Source organism: Terribacillus sp. DMT04, assembly GCF_019056395.1.
Taxonomy (GTDB): Bacteria; Bacillota; Bacilli; order Bacillales; family Amphibacillaceae; genus Terribacillus; species Terribacillus aidingensis_A.
The window spans coordinates 2,802,076-2,823,690 of sequence record NZ_CP077639.1; the positions used below are offsets into that span (position 1 = coordinate 2,802,076).

The 21,615-nt window shown below is 42.5% G+C and carries 18 protein-coding genes; 7 read left to right on the forward strand and 11 right to left on the reverse strand.

Annotated elements, in window-relative coordinates:
• Positions 1-32 precede the first annotated feature (32 nt).
• The 3 genes from KS242_RS14590 to KS242_RS14600 all read right to left on the reverse strand — a co-directional run bounded on the left by KS242_RS14590 (position 33) and on the right by KS242_RS14600 (position 3,375).
• The gene (locus KS242_RS14590; RefSeq protein ID WP_217321999.1) at positions 33-488 is read right to left on the reverse strand and encodes an OsmC family protein; all 456 of its coding nucleotides are present in this window, start codon (positions 486-488) and stop codon (positions 33-35) included.
• 122 nt (positions 489-610) lie between these two features.
• Complete coding sequence (locus KS242_RS14595; RefSeq protein ID WP_217322000.1) at positions 611-1,399, reverse strand: TerC family protein; 789 nt, start codon at positions 1,397-1,399, stop codon at positions 611-613.
• A 257-nt stretch (positions 1,400-1,656) separates the two neighbouring features.
• On the reverse strand, positions 1,657-3,375 hold the full coding sequence (locus tag KS242_RS14600; protein WP_217322001.1) for a phospho-sugar mutase: 1,719 nt from the start codon (positions 3,373-3,375) through the stop codon (positions 1,657-1,659).
• A gap of 176 nt (positions 3,376-3,551) precedes the next feature.
• On the opposite strand from KS242_RS14600, the gene KS242_RS14605 reads away from it, so the two are divergent.
• From KS242_RS14605 to KS242_RS14615, 3 genes are all read left to right on the forward strand, one after another.
• Positions 3,552-4,637, forward strand: a complete 1,086-nt coding sequence (locus KS242_RS14605; RefSeq protein WP_217322002.1) for an AI-2E family transporter — start codon at positions 3,552-3,554, stop codon at positions 4,635-4,637.
• An 11-nt stretch (positions 4,638-4,648) separates the two neighbouring features.
• On the forward strand, positions 4,649-5,851 hold the full coding sequence (locus KS242_RS14610) for an MFS transporter (RefSeq protein WP_217322003.1): 1,203 nt from the start codon (positions 4,649-4,651) through the stop codon (positions 5,849-5,851).
• Positions 5,852-6,168: 317 nt separating this feature from the next.
• Positions 6,169-7,230, forward strand: coding sequence for a bifunctional 3-deoxy-7-phosphoheptulonate synthase/chorismate mutase (locus KS242_RS14615; RefSeq protein WP_217322004.1), 1,062 nt, complete (start codon positions 6,169-6,171; stop codon positions 7,228-7,230).
• A gap of 38 nt (positions 7,231-7,268) precedes the next feature.
• Here KS242_RS14615 and KS242_RS14620 read toward each other — a convergent pair whose 3' ends face one another.
• Complete coding sequence (locus tag KS242_RS14620; RefSeq protein WP_217322005.1) at positions 7,269-8,108, reverse strand: GNAT family N-acetyltransferase; 840 nt, start codon at positions 8,106-8,108, stop codon at positions 7,269-7,271.
• A gap of 62 nt (positions 8,109-8,170) precedes the next feature.
• On the opposite strand from KS242_RS14620, the gene KS242_RS14625 reads away from it, so the two are divergent.
• From KS242_RS14625 to recQ, 3 genes are all read left to right on the forward strand, one after another.
• Positions 8,171-8,350: an SE1832 family protein gene (locus KS242_RS14625; protein ID WP_217322006.1), complete on the forward strand. Its 180-nt coding sequence runs from the start codon at positions 8,171-8,173 to the stop codon at positions 8,348-8,350.
• 122 nt (positions 8,351-8,472) lie between these two features.
• On the forward strand, positions 8,473-9,804 hold the full coding sequence (locus KS242_RS14630; protein ID WP_217322007.1) for a hemolysin family protein: 1,332 nt from the start codon (positions 8,473-8,475) through the stop codon (positions 9,802-9,804).
• Positions 9,805-9,919: 115 nt separating this feature from the next.
• Entirely contained in the window at positions 9,920-12,037 is a 2,118-nt protein-coding gene (recQ, locus tag KS242_RS14635) for a DNA helicase RecQ (RefSeq protein WP_371747555.1), read from the forward strand.
• A gap of 41 nt (positions 12,038-12,078) precedes the next feature.
• On the opposite strand, the gene KS242_RS14640 is transcribed toward recQ, so the two are convergent.
• From KS242_RS14640 to pdxK, 3 genes are all read right to left on the reverse strand, one after another.
• A complete protein-coding gene (locus KS242_RS14640) occupies positions 12,079-13,317 on the reverse strand; it encodes an aminopeptidase (protein ID WP_217322009.1) in 1,239 nt (412 codons plus the stop codon).
• A gap of 81 nt (positions 13,318-13,398) precedes the next feature.
• A complete protein-coding gene (locus tag KS242_RS14645) occupies positions 13,399-15,291 on the reverse strand; it encodes an ABC-F family ATP-binding cassette domain-containing protein (protein WP_217322010.1) in 1,893 nt (630 codons plus the stop codon).
• Positions 15,292-15,360: 69 nt separating this feature from the next.
• Positions 15,361-16,170 carry a pyridoxine/pyridoxal/pyridoxamine kinase gene (gene pdxK / locus KS242_RS14650; RefSeq protein WP_217322011.1) on the reverse strand — a complete coding sequence of 270 codons (810 nt, stop codon included), beginning with the start codon at positions 16,168-16,170 and terminating at the stop codon, positions 15,361-15,363.
• A 240-nt stretch (positions 16,171-16,410) separates the two neighbouring features.
• On the opposite strand from pdxK, the gene KS242_RS14655 reads away from it, so the two are divergent.
• Complete coding sequence (locus KS242_RS14655) at positions 16,411-18,036, forward strand: Eco57I restriction-modification methylase domain-containing protein (RefSeq protein ID WP_217322012.1); 1,626 nt, start codon at positions 16,411-16,413, stop codon at positions 18,034-18,036.
• Positions 18,037-18,262: 226 nt separating this feature from the next.
• Here the strand turns inward: KS242_RS14655 and KS242_RS14660 are convergent, their stop codons facing one another.
• From KS242_RS14660 to cls, 4 genes are all read right to left on the reverse strand, one after another.
• Positions 18,263-18,436: a hypothetical protein gene (locus KS242_RS14660; protein ID WP_217322013.1), complete on the reverse strand. Its 174-nt coding sequence runs from the start codon at positions 18,434-18,436 to the stop codon at positions 18,263-18,265.
• A 16-nt stretch (positions 18,437-18,452) separates the two neighbouring features.
• Positions 18,453-19,400 carry a GAF domain-containing protein gene (locus KS242_RS14665; protein ID WP_217322014.1) on the reverse strand — a complete coding sequence of 316 codons (948 nt, stop codon included), beginning with the start codon at positions 19,398-19,400 and terminating at the stop codon, positions 18,453-18,455.
• A gap of 170 nt (positions 19,401-19,570) precedes the next feature.
• Positions 19,571-20,110 carry an acyl-CoA thioesterase gene (locus KS242_RS14670; protein WP_077306999.1) on the reverse strand — a complete coding sequence of 180 codons (540 nt, stop codon included), beginning with the start codon at positions 20,108-20,110 and terminating at the stop codon, positions 19,571-19,573.
• A 30-nt stretch (positions 20,111-20,140) separates the two neighbouring features.
• The gene (gene cls, locus KS242_RS14675; protein ID WP_217322015.1) at positions 20,141-21,580 is read right to left on the reverse strand and encodes a cardiolipin synthase; all 1,440 of its coding nucleotides are present in this window, start codon (positions 21,578-21,580) and stop codon (positions 20,141-20,143) included.
• Between the last annotated feature and the right edge of the window lie 35 nt (positions 21,581-21,615).

The window sequence follows — 21,615 nt, forward strand, 5'->3', positions numbered from 1 at the left end:
CTTTCCGTCCTTTATTGTAAAGTAAAGCTTTGTCAGGAAGTTTGTTCGATGTTTAAATCAGCTTCCAGACTCACTTCCACATTTCCTTTAATTGCTCTTGTAATCATACAGCTTTCTTCTGCTTTCACGGCCAGTCTTTCCAGCATCTGAAATTGCTTAGCTGAAGCTTCTGCTTTTAAAAAGATAGTCGGCCGGTGAATGATCCGTTTATATGTTATGACACCGTTTGTTTCGTCAACAATGCCCTCTGACTCCAATTTCATCGAAGCAAGCGGTAAGTCTGCTCGCTCTATCATCGCTGCCAAGGTAATAATATAGCAAGTGGCTGCTGCACCAAGCAACATTTCATCCGGGTTTGTACCAATGCCAGGACCACCCATTTCAGGCGGAATACTAATTTCTGTCTTTAGATTTCCTGCTTCTATTGTACCAGAGCTATTTCTTCCTCCTGGCCAAGCTGCTGCTAAGTGAAAATGATGTTCTGACATGGTTTGCATCCCTTTCTTTATCTTCTCTTACTTCTATTTTAACGCTTCTATGCCAGAAAGACAAAATGTCTGATTAAAAAAACCCTTCTGCCAGATGATTAGCAGAAGGGTCTGATGTTTTATTATTCTGTTCCTTCAGGGGAATCTTCTTTCTTATGCTCCACTTTGTTCTTGCCAGAGACAATCCAGCCGATAACAGCTATCGCTACAAGCACACCATAGAAGATAAGCTTCCATATAGTCGAGTGCGCAAAATCATGCGGCAAGACCCCAAGGGATTCGTGAGCCAGCGTACTAACAAGTAATTTCACACCTACCCAGCCGACGATGATAAATGCGGCAATTTCCAAAGCAGGTCGCGTATGAAGCAGGTCCACAAATATATTCGCTGCAAAACGCATGATAATAATACCGATCATACCTCCAGCTAAAACAACTGCGAACTGCCCAGTATCTAAGCTGCCGACGTTCCCCCATCCTGTTGGAGGAAGAGCTACTGCAAGTGCAACAGCGGCAAGAATGGAATCGACCGCGAAAGCTAAGTCAGCAAGCTCTACTTTGAAGACAGTCATCCAGAAGCCACTTTCCTTCTTTGGCTTCTTATTAGCAACATCATTATTTTTTGCGCTAAATTTATCGTACAGGTTCTTGATAGAGATAAATAACAGATACGCTGCACCAATCGCCTGTACCTGCCATACATCAACAAGGAAGGAAATGACGAACAGAGATGCGAAGCGAAGGACAAATGCTCCTACGAGTCCATAAAAAAGTGCTTTCTTTCGTTGTTCTTCCGGCAAATGTCTTACCATAATTGCGAGTACTAATGCGTTATCTGCGGCTAGAATTCCTTCAAGCCCGACAAGGACAATCAGCACCCACCCGTACTCAAATAGTAATTGTGCATCCATGTGGTTACGCCCCTTTTAAGTTTAGTATGCGATCTTTTTGCAATCGTACCCCTTCTCGGCTTAGGCATAACACTTTTTATAAAAAAAAGCGAGACCTTTACCAAGAAGGTAAAGGTCTCGCTAACAACGTCTGAGTTGCCAATAAAGCCGGAGATTTCTCTCGGAATGACGACTTTATTGTGTAGCTACTCCCCTTTAAAAGCAAATTGCGCTTATCACAAATTAAGTGTAGTCGAAATCTCCATTCAAGTCAACTATTACTGCAAGTACTTCGCAAGGTCTGCTTTGAGCTGCTCCAATAGTTCTAAGCTGCTGTCATAACTTGTGCTGCTGACGCCATAATAGCTCTTAATTTTTGGTTCTGTTCCTGATGGACGCAGACATACCCAGCTGTCTTTTTCCAGGAATAGCTTGATAACATTTTCTTTTGGCAGTGTCAGCTTCTCTTCGCTGCCGGAATCAATATTATGGCGGGTTTGTGCTGCATAGTCTTCAACTGCAAGCACTTTTAAGCCGCCTAGCTCTTTTGGCGTATCGGCACGAACAGCATCCATCATGCTGGCAATCTTAGCCGCTCCGTCTTTTCCTTTTAACGTAATCGAATGCAAATCTTCCAGGAAGAAACCATGTTTCTCATACAATACATGCAGTGCTTCTAGAAGCGTCTTGCCTTGAGCGCGCCAATGCGCAGCCATTTCACAAGCGATTATGGCAGCTTGTACTGCATCTTTATCACGTACAAAGTCACCAATTAAATAACCGTAGCTTTCTTCATAACCGAATAAGAATTTCTCAGATGTCGATTCAAACTGCTTAATCTTTTCTCCGATATATTTGAAACCGGTAAGCGTGTCAATTGTATCAACACCGTAAGATGCAGCTACAGCACGTCCCATTTCGGTAGTTACAATTGTCTTCACTAACTTCCCATTACGCAAGTCCTCTTCGGATGCATTTGTAAGCACGTAATCAAGCATCAGCGTACCGAGCTGATTACCTGTCAGCACTTGATAAGCACCTTTTCCATCTTGAACTGCCACACCTAGACGGTCTGCATCAGGATCTGTTCCGATGAGTACATCAGCACCGATTTCTTTCCCTTGTTCCATCGCAAGAGCAAAGGCTTGGTGTTCTTCCGGATTTGGCGATTCAACAGTTGAGAACTCAGGATCCGGCTGTGCTTGCTCTTTGACAACATGAACATGCTGGAACCCTTGCTGATTTAAACCGCGAAGGACAGAATCATGTGCTGTACCATGTAATGGCGTGAATACAATTTGCAGCTTGTCCAGCTGCTCTCTTGCTGAATCAGACATGTTGGAGATTGTTTTTAGTTCTTTAAGGTAAGCACTGTCCACATCTTCTCCAATTACATGAAGCAGTCCATTATTGCGGATTGTTTCTAAATCTGCTGCTTGTACTGCTAGTTCGTCCTCAACTTTTGCTATTTCACCAATAATTGCTTCGGCTTGTTCGGGAGGAATCTGCCCTCCATCTTCGTTATATACTTTAAATCCGTTATATTCCGGCGGATTATGACTTGCTGTAATCATAATACCTGCAGCAGCCTTCAGATGACGGACAGCGAAAGATAATAGCGGTGTCGGACGCAAAGATTCAAACACATGTGCGCGGATTCCGTGCGCACCGAGCACACGAGCAGTTTCGTCTGCAAATTCGGGTGACATATAACGAGAATCATAAGCAACCGCTACGCCGCGGTCTTTGTAATCCGTGCTATTGTTTTCCAAATAGACAGCCAATCCTTCCACGGCTTTGCGGACGGTATAGATGTTCATGCGATTCGTACCTGCTCCCAGCACACCGCGCATACCGCCGGTGCCAAATGTAAGTTCTTTATAAAAAGCATCTTCTAAAGCTGTTTCATCATTTGCGAGGGCTGCCAGCTCCTCTTTATATTTTGGATCAAGTGATTCAAATGTACTCCACTTCTTATATGTATCTTGCCATACCATATATGCTTCCTCCTGAAAAATAAGTATAGTCATATCCTACCACATTCCGTCTTCAAAATGGCGCGGAATCCCACCTTACTGGAAATTTAACAAATCCTTTGTGTATAGGGTTACGATACAGCCCCGCTATGCTATGCTAGGCTATATCACTAAACGCGGAAAGGTACTGATTTACATTGACACAGAAAAAATGGTTTCAAGGCTTAGTCGCAGCTGTTCTGACTTTCACACTGATTCTCTTAATCGCGAAAGTCGATTTTATTTTCCAGCCGCTGTTTACTTACATAAGCGCAATTGCATTTCCTATGATTGCAGCTGGCCTGCTCTTTTACATTACAAAGCCGCTCGTGCTGCTGCTAGAGAAAATTCGCTTCCCTAAGTGGGTGGCCATCCTGACAATATTCCTGCTGCTCATTGGCTTAGGGTATCTTGTCTACAAATTTGCTGCCCCAATCGTTCAGAATCAATACCAGTCCCTTGTAAACAACATCCCTGCCATAACAAACCAGGTTACAGGACTTGTTGATTATTGGCAGAACAACCACTCTTCCTTGCCAGATCAAGTGGAAAATTCTATTGAGAACTATGCAAGTAATCTACAATCCAAATTACAGGATATTCCTGGTTATTTGATTGGCTTTATATCTAGTCTGGTCAGCTTCTTGTTCACACTAGTTCTCGTACCCTTTTTCTTATTCTTTATGCTTAAAGATGGAGATAAATTGATTCCATTTATAACAAAATTTTTTGATAAGAAAAAAGGAGCTAGTGTAAAACAGCTGTTAGAAGATGTCAATCACACGCTAGCTTCCTTCATCCAAGGTCAATTAATTGTAAGTTTATGTGTCGGCACCATGCTCTTCATTGGCTACTGGATTATTGGTTTAGATTATGCGTTAACACTAGCCGTTATCGGTCTTGTGTTCAATGTCATTCCGTTTCTCGGACCGTATTTGGCAGCTGTACCAGCGATTCTTGTTGCTTTCTTCCAGGAACCAAAACTGGCAATTTTAGCGGCTATTGTTATGCTGATTGCGCAGCAAATTGAAGGAAACTTGATTTCTCCAAATGTCATGGGTAAGGCGCTCAGTATTCACCCATTAACCGTCATCACGCTTATATTGGCTGCAGGAAGTGTTGCCGGTTTCCTTGGATTGTTATTTGTTATTCCGTTTTACGCCGTTTGCAAAACGATTATTACCCACTTCTACAATGAATGGGTCAATTCTAGAATGAACAAAAAATCTGCTCAATCAGAATAGGAGGACACCATATGCCAACGCAGCCTCCTTTATGGACGAAGGGCTTTATTTTCCTCTTACTTGGCAACTTGTTCACTTTTATGAGTTTTCAAATGCTGCTGCCAAACTTGCCGCCTTATATTGCGTCAATTGGCGGCAGCAGTTTGCAGGTCGGACTGGTAACAACGACATTTTCCATCGCAGCCATCTTGATTCGCCCTTTTATCGGTCATGTCTTACTAACGAAGAAAAGGAAGATGCTGATTTTAATTGGCTCCTTCCTGCTCCTCGTTTGTACGATTCTTTATCCTTTCACTCAAATTGTCACACTTCTGTTAATTTTTCGTTTTCTGCATGGTGCAGCCTGGGGATGGAGCACCACAACAAATGGTACCGCTGCTGTCGACTTAATACCAAGAAAACGAGTTGGTGAAGGAATGGGATACTTTGGTCTTTCCATCACAATCGGCATGATCATTGCACCAAGTATCGGTATTTACCTTTATCAAAATTACAGCTTCCGCACACTTATCACTGTATCCATCTTGCTTGGCATTATTGCTTTTCTGTTTCTGGCGTTTACCCGATACGCAGAACCTGAAGCTCTGGCTCGCAACCAAGCCCAGCCGCCAACCTTTTCATTTATTCATTCTCTTATCGAGAAAAAAAGCGCTTATCCTGTACTTATCACATTCTTCACTTCTTTCGGATACGGTTCTATCGTTACTTATCTTGTCTTATTCGGAGAAGAACAGCAGCTTACCGGAACGTTCCTCTTTTATTTGACTAATGCTTTGTGTGCGACAATCAGCAGACCGTTTACAGGGCGTTTATTCGATGCAAAAGGGCCTTGGCTGTTAATCATGGGCTGTGCCATTGTCGCCTTTGTCGCGATGTGGATTCTTAGTATGGCAACAGCAAATTGGTATTTTATCTTATCTGGGGCTTTATTCGGAATTGGATATGGGTCCATGATCCCCGCTCTCCAGGCGTGGACTATTTCCAAGACTGATGTGGAGAGAAGCGGTATTGCAAATGGCATGTACTATTCATCTATTGATTTTGGCATCGGGCTAAGTGCTGTTATTCTCGGTATCTTCCATCAGTACGTTTCGACAGCTATTTTGTTCCAACTGTCGAGTTTCCTGTTTTTATTCGTATTCCTGTTTACGCTGCTGGATTACCTCGCCAAACGGCGTGAGAATAAACAGAAACTTCATGTAAAGAAAATATAAATTTTATACTGTAATTATCTATAAGTATTGATAAAAGGGAATCTGGTATTATCGTCCTTTTTTCTGCATACTTTTCGACTTTCATTTGTATTTATTTATAAAAGCATGTAGTATAGGGATAATATTTTCAACATTGCTTTAATTCCAGCTAACAATGTTGATGCTGAAGTTTTTCATTAACCTGTATCAGTACGAAAGCAGTTTGCAACAAATTCTTCGGAAACTTGGAATGCATGCAGGTATAATAACTGGTTCCGTCTGGATGGGCTAATGAAGGCAAGTTTAGGCTATTTTATACTTATAAGGAGGATCTATTTATGCAGACAACAAATGTTTTGGAGCTGAAAAAGCAGTATGAACAAACACATTTTGAGCTGTTGAAATTGTTGAACGAACAAGCAAGCTTGAGGCAGCAGCTGAAGGATCTTCCCGAGAATGAGCGCAGCGAAACAAAAAAACTGCTGCTTGCAGAACTAAAAGCACAGAATGAATCCGGCGTACTTGGAGATGCTGCGATGGACGCTATCTTTAAAGCTGTTATGCAGGCAAAAACAAAAGAAGAAGAAGCGGAAAGCAAGCGACCAATGCTCGTCTCCCGCGCTTATAAGAATGAAGACACCGTTATTGATTTGAAAGGCGAAAAAATTGGTACTGGTAAAGCCAGCTTTGTTTTTGGTCCTTGTTCTGTCGAAAGCTACGATCAGGTAGCCACGGTAGCAGAATCCTTGAAAAACAAAGGGCTGAAATTGCTTCGCGGCGGGGCCTTTAAGCCTCGTACCTCTCCATACGACTTCCAAGGGTTAGGCGTGGAAGGCTTGGAGATTCTAAAGCGTGCAGCAAATGAATACGACCTGGCTGTTATTAGTGAGATTGTGACGCCGCATGATATCGAAAAAGCGCTTGATTACGTCGATGTTATCCAAATCGGTGCTCGCAATGCCCAAAACTTTGAATTGCTAAAAGAAGCGGGGCGTACGAACAAACCAGTTCTGCTCAAACGCGCTTTATCTGGAACAATCGCAGAATTCATCGCTGCAGCTGAATATGTACACTCAGAAGGAAACGGACAAATCATTCTTTGTGAGCGCGGTATCCGCACATATGAGACAGCAACACGCAATACGCTTGATATCTCTGCTGTTCCGATTCTAAAACAAGAGACGCATCTTCCTGTCATGGTTGATGTAACGCACTCTACTGGCAGAAAAGATATCATGCTTCCGTGTGCGAAAGCCGCTTTAGCTGTTGGAGCAGATGGTGTTATGGCAGAGGTACACCCGAACCCAGCTGCTGCACTATCTGATGCAGGTCAGCAAATGGATCTTCCAACGTTCGATACATTCTATAATGAGCTTGCCAGCTTCCAAGGCAAAATTTAATGCAGCAAGGACCGTCACCAATATGGGACGGTCCTTGTTTATTTAAAATTGATTGCGCAGCTTTCTGCCACCTGCTTATATCCGATTCTTTGGTAAAGCTTATTCGGACCATCATTGTCTGCATCCGTAAACAAACAGCAGAAACGCTTTCCATCTTGTAGTAATTTAGCTGACAATTGTCCAACTAGCGCTTGTGCGTACCCTTGCTGCCGATGTTCTTGCGGCGTAAAAACAGCATTGATTACAATACCGTTCCTGCTTTCTCTCGAACATCCCGCCATACTGACAGGTTGGCCATCTACCTTCCAAATGTACATTCTCTGCTGTGAAATCAGTCTGCCAATCGTTGCATCTGCTTGCTCTTCTGTTCTCTTTTCTCCCAACTCTTTCCCAAATCGTATAAGCCAATCACGCAACAGAGTGAAGTCAGCAGAACGCGCCACTTGTATTTCTCCTTTTGCTTTTCCTGTATTCTCTACGTAATTAAGCTGATAAATAAACTGGTTCATATGCAGTTCTGATTGTTTACCGCTCAGCTGATGCCAAGCATGCGCAAATTGCTTTGCTTGCACGATTGGACCAATGACACCTGGAAGATCTGGCGTTAATGTCTGAACAAATGCCGCCAGTCGCTCTGCATCTGTCTCTTGCCATAACAACCCGTGTGAAATGATGAGACGTTCGCCCTTTATAACCAGAAAAACTGTCCTTATCTCTCCAGCTTGTTCTCCGTATCCAAAAGAAGCGCTCATATCCTCCCCATCTGCTATTCTGCGTAAAAGGCCAAGCAGTAAATTATTCGCTGCCTCGTGTTGTAATAACAGAGCTTCAACTGCCGCTAACAGGCGGCTTGCATCGTGTTCTTGAATAAAACGCATTGTCTTCCCTCCAGCTTGACGAATTGGATGATTATTCCTATTCTTAGTGTAGAGGTGATTATATGAACAAACAAGATTTGGAAGCAAAATTAGCCGAATTAAAAATGACCTACAGCAGTGTTTCAGCTGATGCGGATAAGCTGGCTGCAAGCGGAACTGGTGCATCACATATGGAAAAGCAGCTAGAGCAGATGGAAAGAGAGATAAAAACCCTTCGGCAGCAGCTGCGAAGCTTGGAATAATTCCCAATTTAACGGATATACTACAATACATGCAAAGGTTTTGGATTGTTATTAGAAAAAGCGTATAATCTATATTATAGATACGCATTTTTTTGCGTTTAGTAAAGGGAGAGATTTTATACATGAATAGTCCGGATGATCCTGGGAGTCCAGTTATACTCCAGCTTGTATTGATTGGTATTTTAACTGCACTGAATGCTTTTTTTGCTGCAGCAGAAATTGCTTTGGTTTCACTGAATAAAAACCGCATTTCACAGCAAGCAGATAATGGCGACAAAAAAGCAGCAATGCTAGAGAAGCTAATTGCGGATCCAAGTAAGTTTATTGCGACGATTCAAGTTGGTATTACACTGGCAGGGTTCTTCTCCAGTGCCTCTGCTGCTACTGGTCTTGCCGACCGGTTTGCTGGCGTGCTGGGAGATATTCCTTATGCACAGCAAATTAGTGTTGTAGTCATTACCATATTGCTGTCTTATGTGACACTTGTATTTGGTGAGTTGTTCCCTAAAAGGGTTGCCCTTCAAAACGCGGAGAAGATAGCTAGATTCTCTGTTACGCCGATACTATTTATTAGCAAGATCGCAATGCCGTTTGTAAAGTTCCTATCCTTCTCCACCAATATGCTCGTTAAAATTACGCGTGTAGGAAACGATGCGGAAGCTGAGAAAGTCTCCCGTGAAGAGATTAAGCTTCTAGCGCAGACGGGGCAGGAGGAAGGAATTCTGAATGAGGATGAGCTTGGGATGATTAAAGGTGTTTTTGACCTTGATGATAAGATTGCCCGTGAAATTATGACTCCGCGTACAGATACATTTACACTCAGCATTGATACCCCGCCGAATGAATTGGCGGATATTCTGCTTGAACAAAAGTATTCCAGAATACCTGTCTATCAAACAGACAGCGATACAATCGTTGGTATACTGAACATCAAAGACTATTTCAAAGCAGTTCGGGTGCATGGGTTTGACAGCGTCCGGCTTGAATCGATCTTACGGGAAGCACATTTTGTTCCTGAGACGAAGTACATTGATGATCTGCTGAAGGAATTGCAGCAGACACATAATCACCTGGCAATTTTAATCGACGAGTACGGCGGTTTCTCCGGAATTGTAACAATGGAAGATATGATTGAAGAGATTGTCGGAGATATCGATGATGAATATGATGAGATTGAGGGCCAGTTAACACGTATCGATGAAAATACGTATTTAGCGAATGGCTCGCTCCAGATTGATGAATTTAATGACTTCTTCGATACAGATATCGACGTACCAAACTTTGATACGATTGCAGGTTTCATACTCGACCGTGTCGGATCTATTCCAGATGAAGATGCAGATACAGTGGTAGAATATGAAAATATGCTTTTCACTGTTGAATCCGTCCGCGACAACCGCTTGGAGAAAATTAAAATAGAATTAAAGCGCCCGACAACTGAGGCGACAGTATAAAACACAAGACTGCCTGTTCTATTCAGGCAGTTTTTTAATTTTTCTACTAGAAAGCGAACTCGTATGTAATCATGTTATGCTATACCTAACGAGGAATGAAGAAAGGATTTTGAACGTGGAAGCTACAGCCCAGCAAATACTAAAGGATTATTATGGCTATGACACCTTTCGGGCCGGACAAGCTGATGTGATTGGTCATGTTATGAAGCATCATAATACGTTAGCAATTATGCCAACAGGCGGCGGTAAATCTATCTGCTATCAAGTGCCAGCTTTACTGAATCAAGGGACAGCCTTAATCATCTCCCCTCTTATTTCCTTGATGAAGGATCAAGTTGATGCACTGACAGCGATGAACATACCCGCTGCTTATGTTAACAGCACATTAGAAGCTGCCGAAATGGAATGGACGATGCAGCAAGCGGAACACGGCGCATTCACATTTCTTTACGTCGCGCCGGAGCGTTTGGAAAATCCACGGTTCCTGCAAACGATACGCCATCTCTCGATTAGCTTAGTTGCATTCGATGAAGCCCATTGTATTTCCCAGTGGGGACATGATTTTCGCCCAAGCTACCGGTCTGCTGTTTCCATTCTGGATAAACTGCCAGAGAGGCCGCCGGTTATGGCACTCACTGCAACAGCGACACCCCAGGTTGCAGACGATATCCAAAGACTGCTGCAAATCAATGAGGATCACACGGTGCGTACCGGATTTGCGCGAGAGAATCTGCGTTTTCAAGTAGTAAAAGGAGCAGATAAAGAACGATATATATTTGATTTCATTCAGAAACGAAAGCATGAAACCGGAATCATCTATGCGCCAACTAGAAAACTAGTTGATCAGCTTTACCAATTTCTTAACCGCCAAGGAGTTAAGACAGCTAGATACCACGCCGGTATGAGCGAAGCAGATCGTCAGGCAGCTCAATCCTCCTTTATTCAAGATGAGGTAAACGTGATGGTAGCAACAAACGCATTTGGTATGGGCATTGATAAAAGCAACGTGCGCTATGTGCTTCACTATGCGCTGCCGATGAACATGGAGGCTTATTACCAGGAAGCCGGTCGTGCCGGTCGTGATGGTGAGCCAAGTGATTGTGTACTTCTCTTTTCCGGTCAAGATGTTCATTTGCTGAAGTTTTTAATCGAGAATTCATCTTCCGATACGCAAGCCGAATATCAAAAACTCCAGCAAATGATGAATTACTGTCATACACAGTCCTGCCTACAAACGTATATGCTGCATTACTTTAAGGATCCCCATATTCCAGAGGATTGCGGCCGTTGCAGCAACTGCCTTAATGAATTTGAGAAGACAGATATAACGAAGGAAGCACAGATGGTTCTATCTTGTGTGAAACGCATGAACGAACGCTTTGGTGCCGTGCTCGTAGCTAAAGTGTTAAAAGGATCGAAAGACAAACGGATCAAACAGTTTGGCCTTGAAACCCTTTCTACGTATGGGATTATGAAAAATCGTACCGAAAAGGATATTACCCAGTTCATTCACTATCTCTCAGCTGAAATGATTCTTGCACCGACGGATGATAAATATCCGGTGCTGACTCTAACAGATGAGGCGGTACGCATTCTGAAAGGTGAAAAGAAAGTGATGATGCAGATTGTCAAAGCTACGGAGACAGCGGAAGCAGATTATGATGAGACGCTTTTCCAGGAGCTGCGGCAATTGCGCAAGGAGCTCGCCCTAGCAGAAGGTCTGCCTCCATATGTCATTTTCTCGGATGCTACGTTAAAGGAGCTATGCCGGTTGGTACCGCATAGTGAGCGGGAAATGCTGGAGATTAAGGGAATTGGAGAAAGACGAATGGAACAGTACGGCGAGCAATTCCTCCAGGTACTTGTACAATATGAACAATCGCAAGCTGTTCCAGTACAAACGAAAAAGCCTTTACTGCAAGAAAAGCAAGATACACCAAGTCATTTGATCAGCTACGAAGCATTCGAACAAGGACGCTCTTTGGATGACATTGCAAAGGACAGAGACCTGACTCCTCTTACAGTGAGCAATCATTTATTTAAAGCATATGCTGACGGAAAAGCACTTGATTTAGAGCAGTTCTTTTCAGAAGAACAAGAAACAGCCGTATTGGATGTCCTGAAGCTGCATGAAGAACTTCCGCGGCTGCGAGAAATAAAGGAACAAATGGACGTGCCATGTGACTACCATGGTATTCGTGCTGTGCTGGTGCATAACGGTATATTAGAATAAGAAAAAGGATTACTGGCTGCAAAGCCGTAATCCTTTTTTTGTTAATCAAATTTGATTGCCCAGCTTCCGTCACGGAAGACAGGTTCTGATGATCCATCTGCGAAAACACCATCAATTGCAAGGTCTGCTGATCCAATCATAAAATCCGTATGCGTTAAGCTGTCATTAACGCCATGCTTATCTAACTCTTCTTCATTCATGGATGAGCCGCCTTCCAATGTTGTTGGATAGGCTTTTCCTAAGGCAACGTGACAGGATGCATTTTCATCATACAATGTGTTGTAGAAAATCAGACCCGATTGGGAAATTGGTGATTCATGCGGCACCAACGCCACCTCACCAAGATGCAAAGCGCCCTCATCTGTTTCCAGCAAGTGCTTCAGCGTTTCTTGACCTGTTTCTGCTTTATAATCAACAACTTTGCCATCCTTAAACGTAAGCGTAAAGTTATCGATGGTATTGCCATCGTAAATCAGCGGCTTCTTGCTTGTAACTGTTCCTTCTACTTCATATTTATGAGGCATTGTGAACACTTCTTCTGTCGGCATATTTGGATTGAATTCCGTACCGCCTTCTGTAGTCGAAGAACCGCCTTTCCAAATGTGACCTTCCGGCAAGCCAATTGTTAAATCTGTACCTTCGGATGTGAAATGAAGCTTTTTATAGCGCTTTTTGTTTAGTACATCACGGGCATGATGCAGCGTTGCATTATGTTCTTTCCATGCTTGTACAGGATCATCCTGATCGACACGGACAATTTTAAAGATAGAATCCCACAGGAGCTGTGTTGCTTCTTCTGCAGATTTTCCTGGGAAGATTTTCTGTGCCCAAGCATCAGTTGGAATTGTAATGATGGTCCAAGGAATAATGTCATTCATGGTGTACTTGCGCAGGTGCTGCAATGCTTGTGCTGTTGCCTTCGTTGCCTGCGCCACCTTATTGCCATCCACATCTTTTAAAAGATCCGGATCAGTGGAACGAATTTGCAGCAAGGCAGCTCCCTTTTTCATGTAATAAGCGCGCTGCTCAATTGCCCAATCTGGAATGTCGGTCAGTTCTTCTTCTGATTGATGTGTATATTTTAAAAGCGTTAATGTATCATCCGTCCAGTTAATATGTACATCACTGGCTCCTAGTTCGTAAGCGCGTTTGGCGATTAAACGGACAAAATCTGCTCCGCTGATTGGCGCCATGATGAACAGCGGCTGGTCTTTTTGGATATTAACACCTGTACGCAAGGCGACATCTGCATATTTTTCTAACATTTCTTTCGCTGGCATTGGATTCAATCCTTCCCGTTACTCAATTCAGACTATTCTTCCATTCTAGTGAAGTATGAGCAATATAGCACGAAATATGCCTTAACTCTTCTGGTTTTCAATTTCTTCCACAACGAGAGATAACGCTTCCCATCGCTCCATCTTCTCCTCTAACTGCTGTTCCAGTTCCTGCTGTTCTACAAACAGCTGCTGCACGCGCTCGCTGTTGCTGCCCGCTTCTGTTATCCCTGTTGCGCAAGCTTCTATCCGTTCTTCCAGCTCCGCAATTTCGTCCTCAATCGTATTCCACTCTTGCTGTTCCTTGTACGACAGTTTTTGCTTTTTCTTTTCTTGGCGTTCCGGTGCGGGGGCCGTTTTTTGCTGCTGCACTCTCGGCTGCTCCAACATCTTTTCTCTATGCTCACTGTAATTGCCGTAAAATGTGGAAACAGCTCCTGCTCCCTCAAAAACAATCAGCTGATCTACAACACGATCTAAAAAGTATCGGTCGTGGGAAACAGTAATAACAACACCAGGATATCCATCCAAGTAATCCTCAAGAATACCCAGCGTCTCTGTGTCTAAATCATTGGTAGGCTCATCAAGAAAAAGAACATTTGGCTCTTCCATCAGAACACGGAGCAAGTACAATCGTTTTCGCTCTCCGCCAGATAGCCGATGAATATACGTATATTGATGGCTGCGCGGGAAGAGAAATTGCTCGAGCATCTGCTCTGCCGTTATAATATCGCCATCTGCGGTTGTGATAACCTCTGCAACTTCCTTAATATAGTCAATGATACGAAGCTGCTGGTTCATATCTTGTTGAAGCTGTGTATAATATCCAAGCTTCACCGTTTCTCCAGTTTCAACCTCTCCTGCTGTTGGCTGAATTCTGCCGGCAAGTGTATGCAAGAATGATGTTTTTCCGCTACCATTCGGTCCAATGATGCCGATTCGATCGCCTGGATTGAATAGAAAATCAAAATGACTGAATAAAGGTTTCTCACCAAACTGAACCGTTAGATCTTTTGCTTCTAACACTTTCTTACCTAACCGTGCAGCCCCAACTTGAAGATTCAGTTCATTGTCTTGGGTCTGGAACTTGGTTTCCTTCATCTCTTCTACTCGCTGAATTCTTGCTTTTTGTTTCGTCGTCCGTGCTTTAGCACCACGGCGAAGCCACGCAAGCTCCCGGCGAAGTGTGTTTTGATGTTTCTCCTGATCAAGTAAGGTTTGTGCTTTCCGCTCCGCTTTCTTCGTCAAGTAGGTTTCATAGTTTCCTTCATACCGATAAAGGCTGCCCAGCTCCAACTCGAATATATGACTGGTAATTCTATTTAAAAAATACCGATCGTGCGTCACTAACAGAAGCGCTCCAGGATAGTTTGGCAAATAACTTTCCAGCCATTCAATTGTTTCATTATCCAGATGGTTAGTCGGCTCATCCAGAAGCAATAAATCAGCTGGCTGGATGAGCGCTTTCGCTAATGCTACTCGTTTTCGCTGTCCACCTGACAATGTATCGACAGAGCTGCTATAATAATTGACACCTAGCTTAGACAATATCGTCTTCGCCTGCGTGCTTGCATCCCAGGCGTCTTCAGCATCCATCTTTGCTTGCAGCTGGAATAACCGGTTCTGCGTCTTGGTGTCTTCCGGATTTTTCTCCAATGCAGCAATGGCCTCTTCGTATGTACGAATCGTCTCCAGAATAGGGCTCGTTCCACTGAATACCTCTTCTAATACTGTCTTTCCTGCTGTAAGTTCCGGTTCCTGCGCTAAATAAGCCAGCTGGAACGTTTTGCTATGGTCAATATCCCCGCTATCAGCACCTTCTATACCAGCTAATACTTTTAATAGCGTTGACTTTCCGGTTCCGTTTACCCCGACAAGTCCTATTCGTTCTCTGCTCTCTATATGAAAAGCAATGCGGTCAAATAGCTGCTTGTCTCCATACGTCTTTGTTAGGTTTTCCACACTAAAAATTCGCATATAATCTCTCTCCTTCCCGAACATAGAAAAGCCGCCCGTTCCAGGCGGCTTTTCCTTATCCAGACCTGCTTATTGCTGTGGCATGGACTTTCTGGCACCGTGATTGACAGGGCCAACATATTCATTCAGTTTGAAGCCTCCGCGAATCGCTTCTGTAATGAACGTTTTCGATTCATAAATAGCTTCTTTCACACTGCTGCCATTAGCAAGCAATGCACAGATTGCCGCAGAACTCGTACAGCCTGCGCCATGTGTATACGTTGTATCTACATTTTCATTTTCGAGAATTTCGAATGTTTCTCCATCATAAAGCACGTCAATTGCTTTATCTGTATCCAGCTTGCTGCCGCCTTTAACGAGCACGTACTTTGCACCAAGTTCATGAATTTTCTGTGCTGCTTCTTTCATTTCTTCCACTGAGTGAATCAACGGCATTTGCGCAAGCTTAGCAGCTTCAAATAAGTTAGGCGTAATCACTGTTGCAAGCGGAACCAGCTTTTCACGCAAACTCACGGTATTTTCAGGCTGCAGTTCTTCGTCTGCACCTTTACATACCATTACTGGGTCGATAACGACATTCGGAATATTGTTTTCTTTGATCATAGCTGCAGCCAATTCGATGATTTCAGGAGAACCGAGCATGCCAGTCTTCACTGCGTCAACACCTGCGCCTACTACAATTGTATTTAACTGCTCTTTGACTGTATTTACATCAACAGGAAATACATGATGATGCCAATTATTATAAGGGTCCATCGCAACGATTGTCGTTACAGCTGACATACCGTATACGCCGAACTCCTGCATTGTTTTTAGGTCTGCTTGTATACCCGCTCCGCCCGAGGAATCTGAACCTGCGATTGTTAAAGCTTTTTTCATTTGTTGCAACCCCTTTGCATCTGCTGTCATTTTTAATAGCTGATTGTATTATACTCCTATTCCTTCTTGTCTATCAACCAACGCGGATACACAAAAGCAGATAGAGTTAACTTTCTAAACATTCGGCTTTTTTGTTGATTTTTAGCGAAATACTTCTCCTTTTACTGGAAAACTATGTTGATTTTGTAATACAATGAATCTAGTTGTTTTTTCCTATTTTTCTTAAGTGGAGGTGTGCCTGTGGAAGGACATAGATTGGAAGAATCCTATTTAAATACAAGTTCCGCACTCCATCGTCGGCACTATGGTCAGTATTTCACCCCAGATGCTATTGCAGACATGATGAAACAGTGGGTGCTACACAACCTGGAAGGCAAGCATTTGCTTGACCCAGCTGTCGGCCTTGGAAAGTTAATAAAAAATATACCAAGCAGTTATAAAGTTGATGTTTATGAAGAGGATTCAGAAATCTTGGATGCAAATCGCACCTTCTTCACTTCGCAGCCAGCCGTCCAGCTGCATCAACGAGATTTTCTTTCGGAAGGATGGGATACAAGGTATGATGGAATCCTTTGCAACCCGCCGTATATCCCGTTCCGTAATGAAGATGAAAGAGAAATCTACTTAAATCTATTCCGACAGCGAATGGATATTACATTGTCTACATATACGAATTTTTACGGTTTATTCCTGTTGAAGGCATTGCACCAACTAAACGAGAAGGGGCGGGCTGCCTTTATCGTTCCTTCCGACTTCTTAAATGCCAGATATGGCACCAAAATAAAAGAATACCTTCTCTTGGATCGCAGTTTGACGATGATTATCAACACTGATATTCAAATGGGATGGTTTAAAGGTGCAGCGACAACAAGTTCTTTGCTTTTATTCGACAAGTCAAGAAAGACAGATACAATTGAATTTATCCGTACGCAGTCTGAACATGAGCTTGAGCAGGCTGCCGCGTATATAACGTCTAGCCGGGAAAAACCGATTGGAATTGTAAGACGAATTCAAGATCTTAACCCTGCTAGTAAATGGCGTCTGCATTTTTATCAAGAAAACCAGAAACGTTTTACGAATGTACAGCCGCTCAACCATTTTGCTGCTGCAAAGCACGGTATCAAAACAGGATCAAACCAATATTTCTGCTTTAATAATAGTAAAGTGAAGCAATGGCAAATCGGGCAGCAGCACTTCCTGCCTGCACTTTCCAAGTCAAGTCAGCTGAAAGATCTTTTCTTCACTTACACTGATTACAAGCGACTTGTGCAGAAAGATGAGCAAATGCTTCTGCTTCATGTTGATGATACGCAAGAGCAAGACCACGCAGTGATGCAGTATTTAGCGGATGGAAAGGCTCATCGGGTTGACCAGCGCCATACTATTCGTTCCAGAACACCTTGGTATCGACTCCCAGTTTTAGATCCCGCACCAATTTTAGTGAGTGTGTTTAACCGAAAGAGCATACAGATTGTCCGTAATAAAACAAATGTACGTCATCTCGACCAGCTGATTGGTATTCACTTTTATGAAGAGTACGAACAAGATGTTGATCTTTTTATGGCTTACTTCCTCAGTGACAGAGCGCAAGAGCTGATGGCTAATCCACATAAAGAATACGGAAAAGATCTAAAGAAATTAGAAGCAAAAGATGTGAATACATCACTTGTACTAGATGTGCAATCACTAACTGCCGAACAAAAGCATGAAATTCTGGACATCTACGGACGACTTGAATATTTGATAATCCATGATGGAGATGAACGCGAGAAGACACATCATCTTCAAATGCTGAATGATCTATTCGATGCATTGATTCGACCTTGTGACGATGAAAGGGAATTAGGGCAAACACAGAATGGATAACAAATACGAAGAGCTTAAGGGGGAAAACAATCTGAATGCAGCTTCTGGAAATACATACACATTCCGCGGACGGCTGGAGACCCTTTTCGCACAAATACCGCAGGACCCCATGAGTTTAATTAACTCGTAAGCCTATATAAAAAAGCGAACTTAGAAAATTTAGCTGAAACAATTTTCTAAATTCGCTTTTTAAAATTAACGAAAAGACATATATGTGCTTGTCCAACTATTGCTCTTTTTTTGTACGCACTCTTCCTTTTCTATCAACATAGGTATCAACTAACCCTAAACCCGCAGCTCTTTGAAGCAATTGATTGGTTCTAGTTCTAGACGAAGCTAATCTCCTGTCCCTATTCTGGACAATTCTCAAGCCAGTATTTTTATTTTTTAAAGTTGTCATAAAAGCACTCCCTATACTAATAATTTATTCTATCGTAAAAGTGTGCCAGCCCACACATTTCTGCATAGAAAACCACTGTTCTTTCATCATCTTCCGCAAAGTCTTCTGCTTTCTCACTTTGTATACAGAGAACTCCTACTACCTCTTTCCCTATTTTTATTGGGACACCGAGTATAGAACCGTACTCATGTACAGGTGCAAATTCTCCCTGAAAATGTTCATTGTCCATGGAAACATCATTTATTAATAATGTTTCTCCAGTTTCCCAAATATGTCCTGCAAAACCATCTCCAATTTTAAATAATCTTTCCCTCGATGAACTAAATTCAATTCTATTATATGTGAACATTTCAAGTTTACTCTCATCGTTTATAAAGTAAATAGTTGAAGATTTATCAGCTCGATCTTCAAGAAGTATAGTAACACATTCATCTAATACGTTATTACAAAACTCATACTTCCAATTTGATTTTCCTTCTTCCATAAGTTGGGTTAGTGACCTAACCAGCCTGCTGGTATTTTTATGATGTCTAATAAAGATGTCACTAATGTACGTAATCTCATCCATCTCTAGCCCTTTTGTCTCAAGTTCTGCAATGAGATCTATGTTGTAATCCTCCAACGCATTAATTTTCTCATGTAATTGCGTATTTTCTTTAATCAAACTCTTATCTTTATAATCCTTAGATTTTTCAAATTGCTCATCATAAACAATGTTAGGAATGTTAGTAAAGCCAATAGATACAGCACTGTCATTGGTTCTAAGGTATTTTGCAATTCCAGAAGATATTACAATAAGAGCTATTACTAAGCTCAACCATCTTACCATAGAGAATGTTGTATATGTCTCGTTGTTCCAGTAACTAACAATTTTCACTAAAGCCTCTCCAACACCTATAAATATAAGTGTTGTTAAGGAAAATCCAATAATCCAACTTACCAATACCTTCACTTTTTTATTCATGGAACCATTCCCCATACAACTATTTTTCACTTCTTTTCGACATCTATAGGCAAAATACCTTCTCAGATAAAAACATACTATAATTTTACGAATTGTTTTTTATTAAGGAAATTTAATGTATAGGTACATAAAGAAAGACGAGCTTTGCCTTGAAGCAAGCTCGTCTTTTTTTATTCGTCGAAGTTACGGCCGTCATTTCGGAACCATGGATAATCTGTTCCGAATGCTACTGCCATCTCTTTGGATCGTTTTAAGCGTTCTTTGCGATACGCAGCACGCTGCGGCGCGCCATCGTACAGCCATTTCTCTTCTGGGCTTTCTGGAAATACTTCCGGCACCTCGATGGGCTGTTTGTTATCATCGAGTGCAACCATGGTAACGAATGCTGTTGCTGATACTTTTCTGTCTCCTGTTCGCAAATCTTCTGTTACTGCTTTGACGAACACTTCCATGGAAGTGTTGCTCGTCCAGGTTACAAATGCCTCCACGCAAATAGTATCTCCTACTTTTACAGGAGCGAGAAAATCGACGCTATCGGTAGAAGCTGTTACAACAAGCTGTCTGGCATGACGGTAGGCAGCAATTGCAGCAACATCATCAATATGAGCCATCAGCGTTCCTCCGAACAAGGTACCGTGTGTATTTGTATCAGGAGGAAGTACATGGGATGTTTTCACTGTTAAAGATGCGATACATGGTTTTGATTTCACTTGATTTTCCTTCTTTCTGCCAAACTTCGGCTACAAGATCGGGGAGATCAAACGCGCGATAGATTCTTTAAATCGAATCCAATTTGATCTCTGCAGATATAGATTATGTGAAAGCTGTGTTGATAATAGGATATCCTCTTCAAATTTTTCTTTCAATACCCCTGCTGTATTTTGATCATATAAAAATGCATTTACTTCAAAATTCAGCCGGAAGCTGCGGACATCAATATTGGCTGTACCGACAGAAGCAATCTTGTCATCGACAACAATCGTTTTGGCATGCAGGAAGCCATTTTGGTAAATATAAACTTGTGCACCCGCTTTAATCAGCTCACCAACATTCGAATATGTTGCCCAATAAACGAATGGGTGATCGGGCTTATTCGGAATCATTATCCGCACATCGACACCCGACAGTACCGCAACCTTCAGGGCGTCTGCCAAACTTTCATCCGGAATGAAATACGGCGTTTGGATATACACGTATTTTTTGGCTGAAAGAATCATTTTGATATAACCATGTTTTATCTGTTCCCATTCCGAATCAGGTCCGCTGGAGACAATTTGCATCCCGACATTGCCAACTGGCTCTGACAGATAATAGCGATCTTCGTATTCAATATCATGCCGGGAAGCTTGGTTCCAATCCAAAATGAAGCGTGTCTGCATGGCTCGTACTGCTTCACCAGTGATCCGCAGATGTGTATCACGCCAGTAACCGAATTTCTGATCTTCACCTAAGTACTCATCGCCGATATTAAACCCGCCAATGTACCCTACCTGACCATCAATAATCGCCAGCTTCCGGTGATTTCGATGATTGAGCTTCAAGTTAATTTTAGGAATGAAGGATGGAAAGAAGGCTTCAATTTCAACGCCAGCTTCTATCAGCTTGCGCACATAGCTCTTCTTAATACTTCTTGAACCCATATCATCGTACAGGAACCGTACTTTAACGCCTTCATGCGCTTTCCTTATAAGTACATCTGCCAGCCGTTCCCCTAGTTTGTCACTGCGCACAATGTAATACAAGAGATGAATATGATTCTTCGCTTGTTCTAAATCATGTAGAAGTGCATCGAATTTCTTGTTCCCATCCGTGAAGACTTCTACTTCATTGCCTTGGGTCAATATTGCATCATCATTACGCAGATGCATATAGGCAAGGCCTTTGTACTCCTCAACTGCAGGTTGCCTATAAGAAAATGTATTTTCCTCAATAGCCCGCAATTGGGCTTGCACTTGCTTCTTAACACCAAGCCTCGATTTTGTATCCCAGGTGAATATTTTTCCTGAGAGTTTGCGGCCGAATAGTAGATAAACGATAAATCCCGCTACTGGTATAAAAACGAGCACAAGCAGCCAAGCCCATGTAACACTAGCATCCCGCCTTTCCAAGAAAACGATCGCTAATGCGAGGAGGATATTTATAATAGTTAATAATCCTAATAAATACGCAAATATATGCACATGTGCTACTCCCTTCATCTGTAGCATATTTCCAA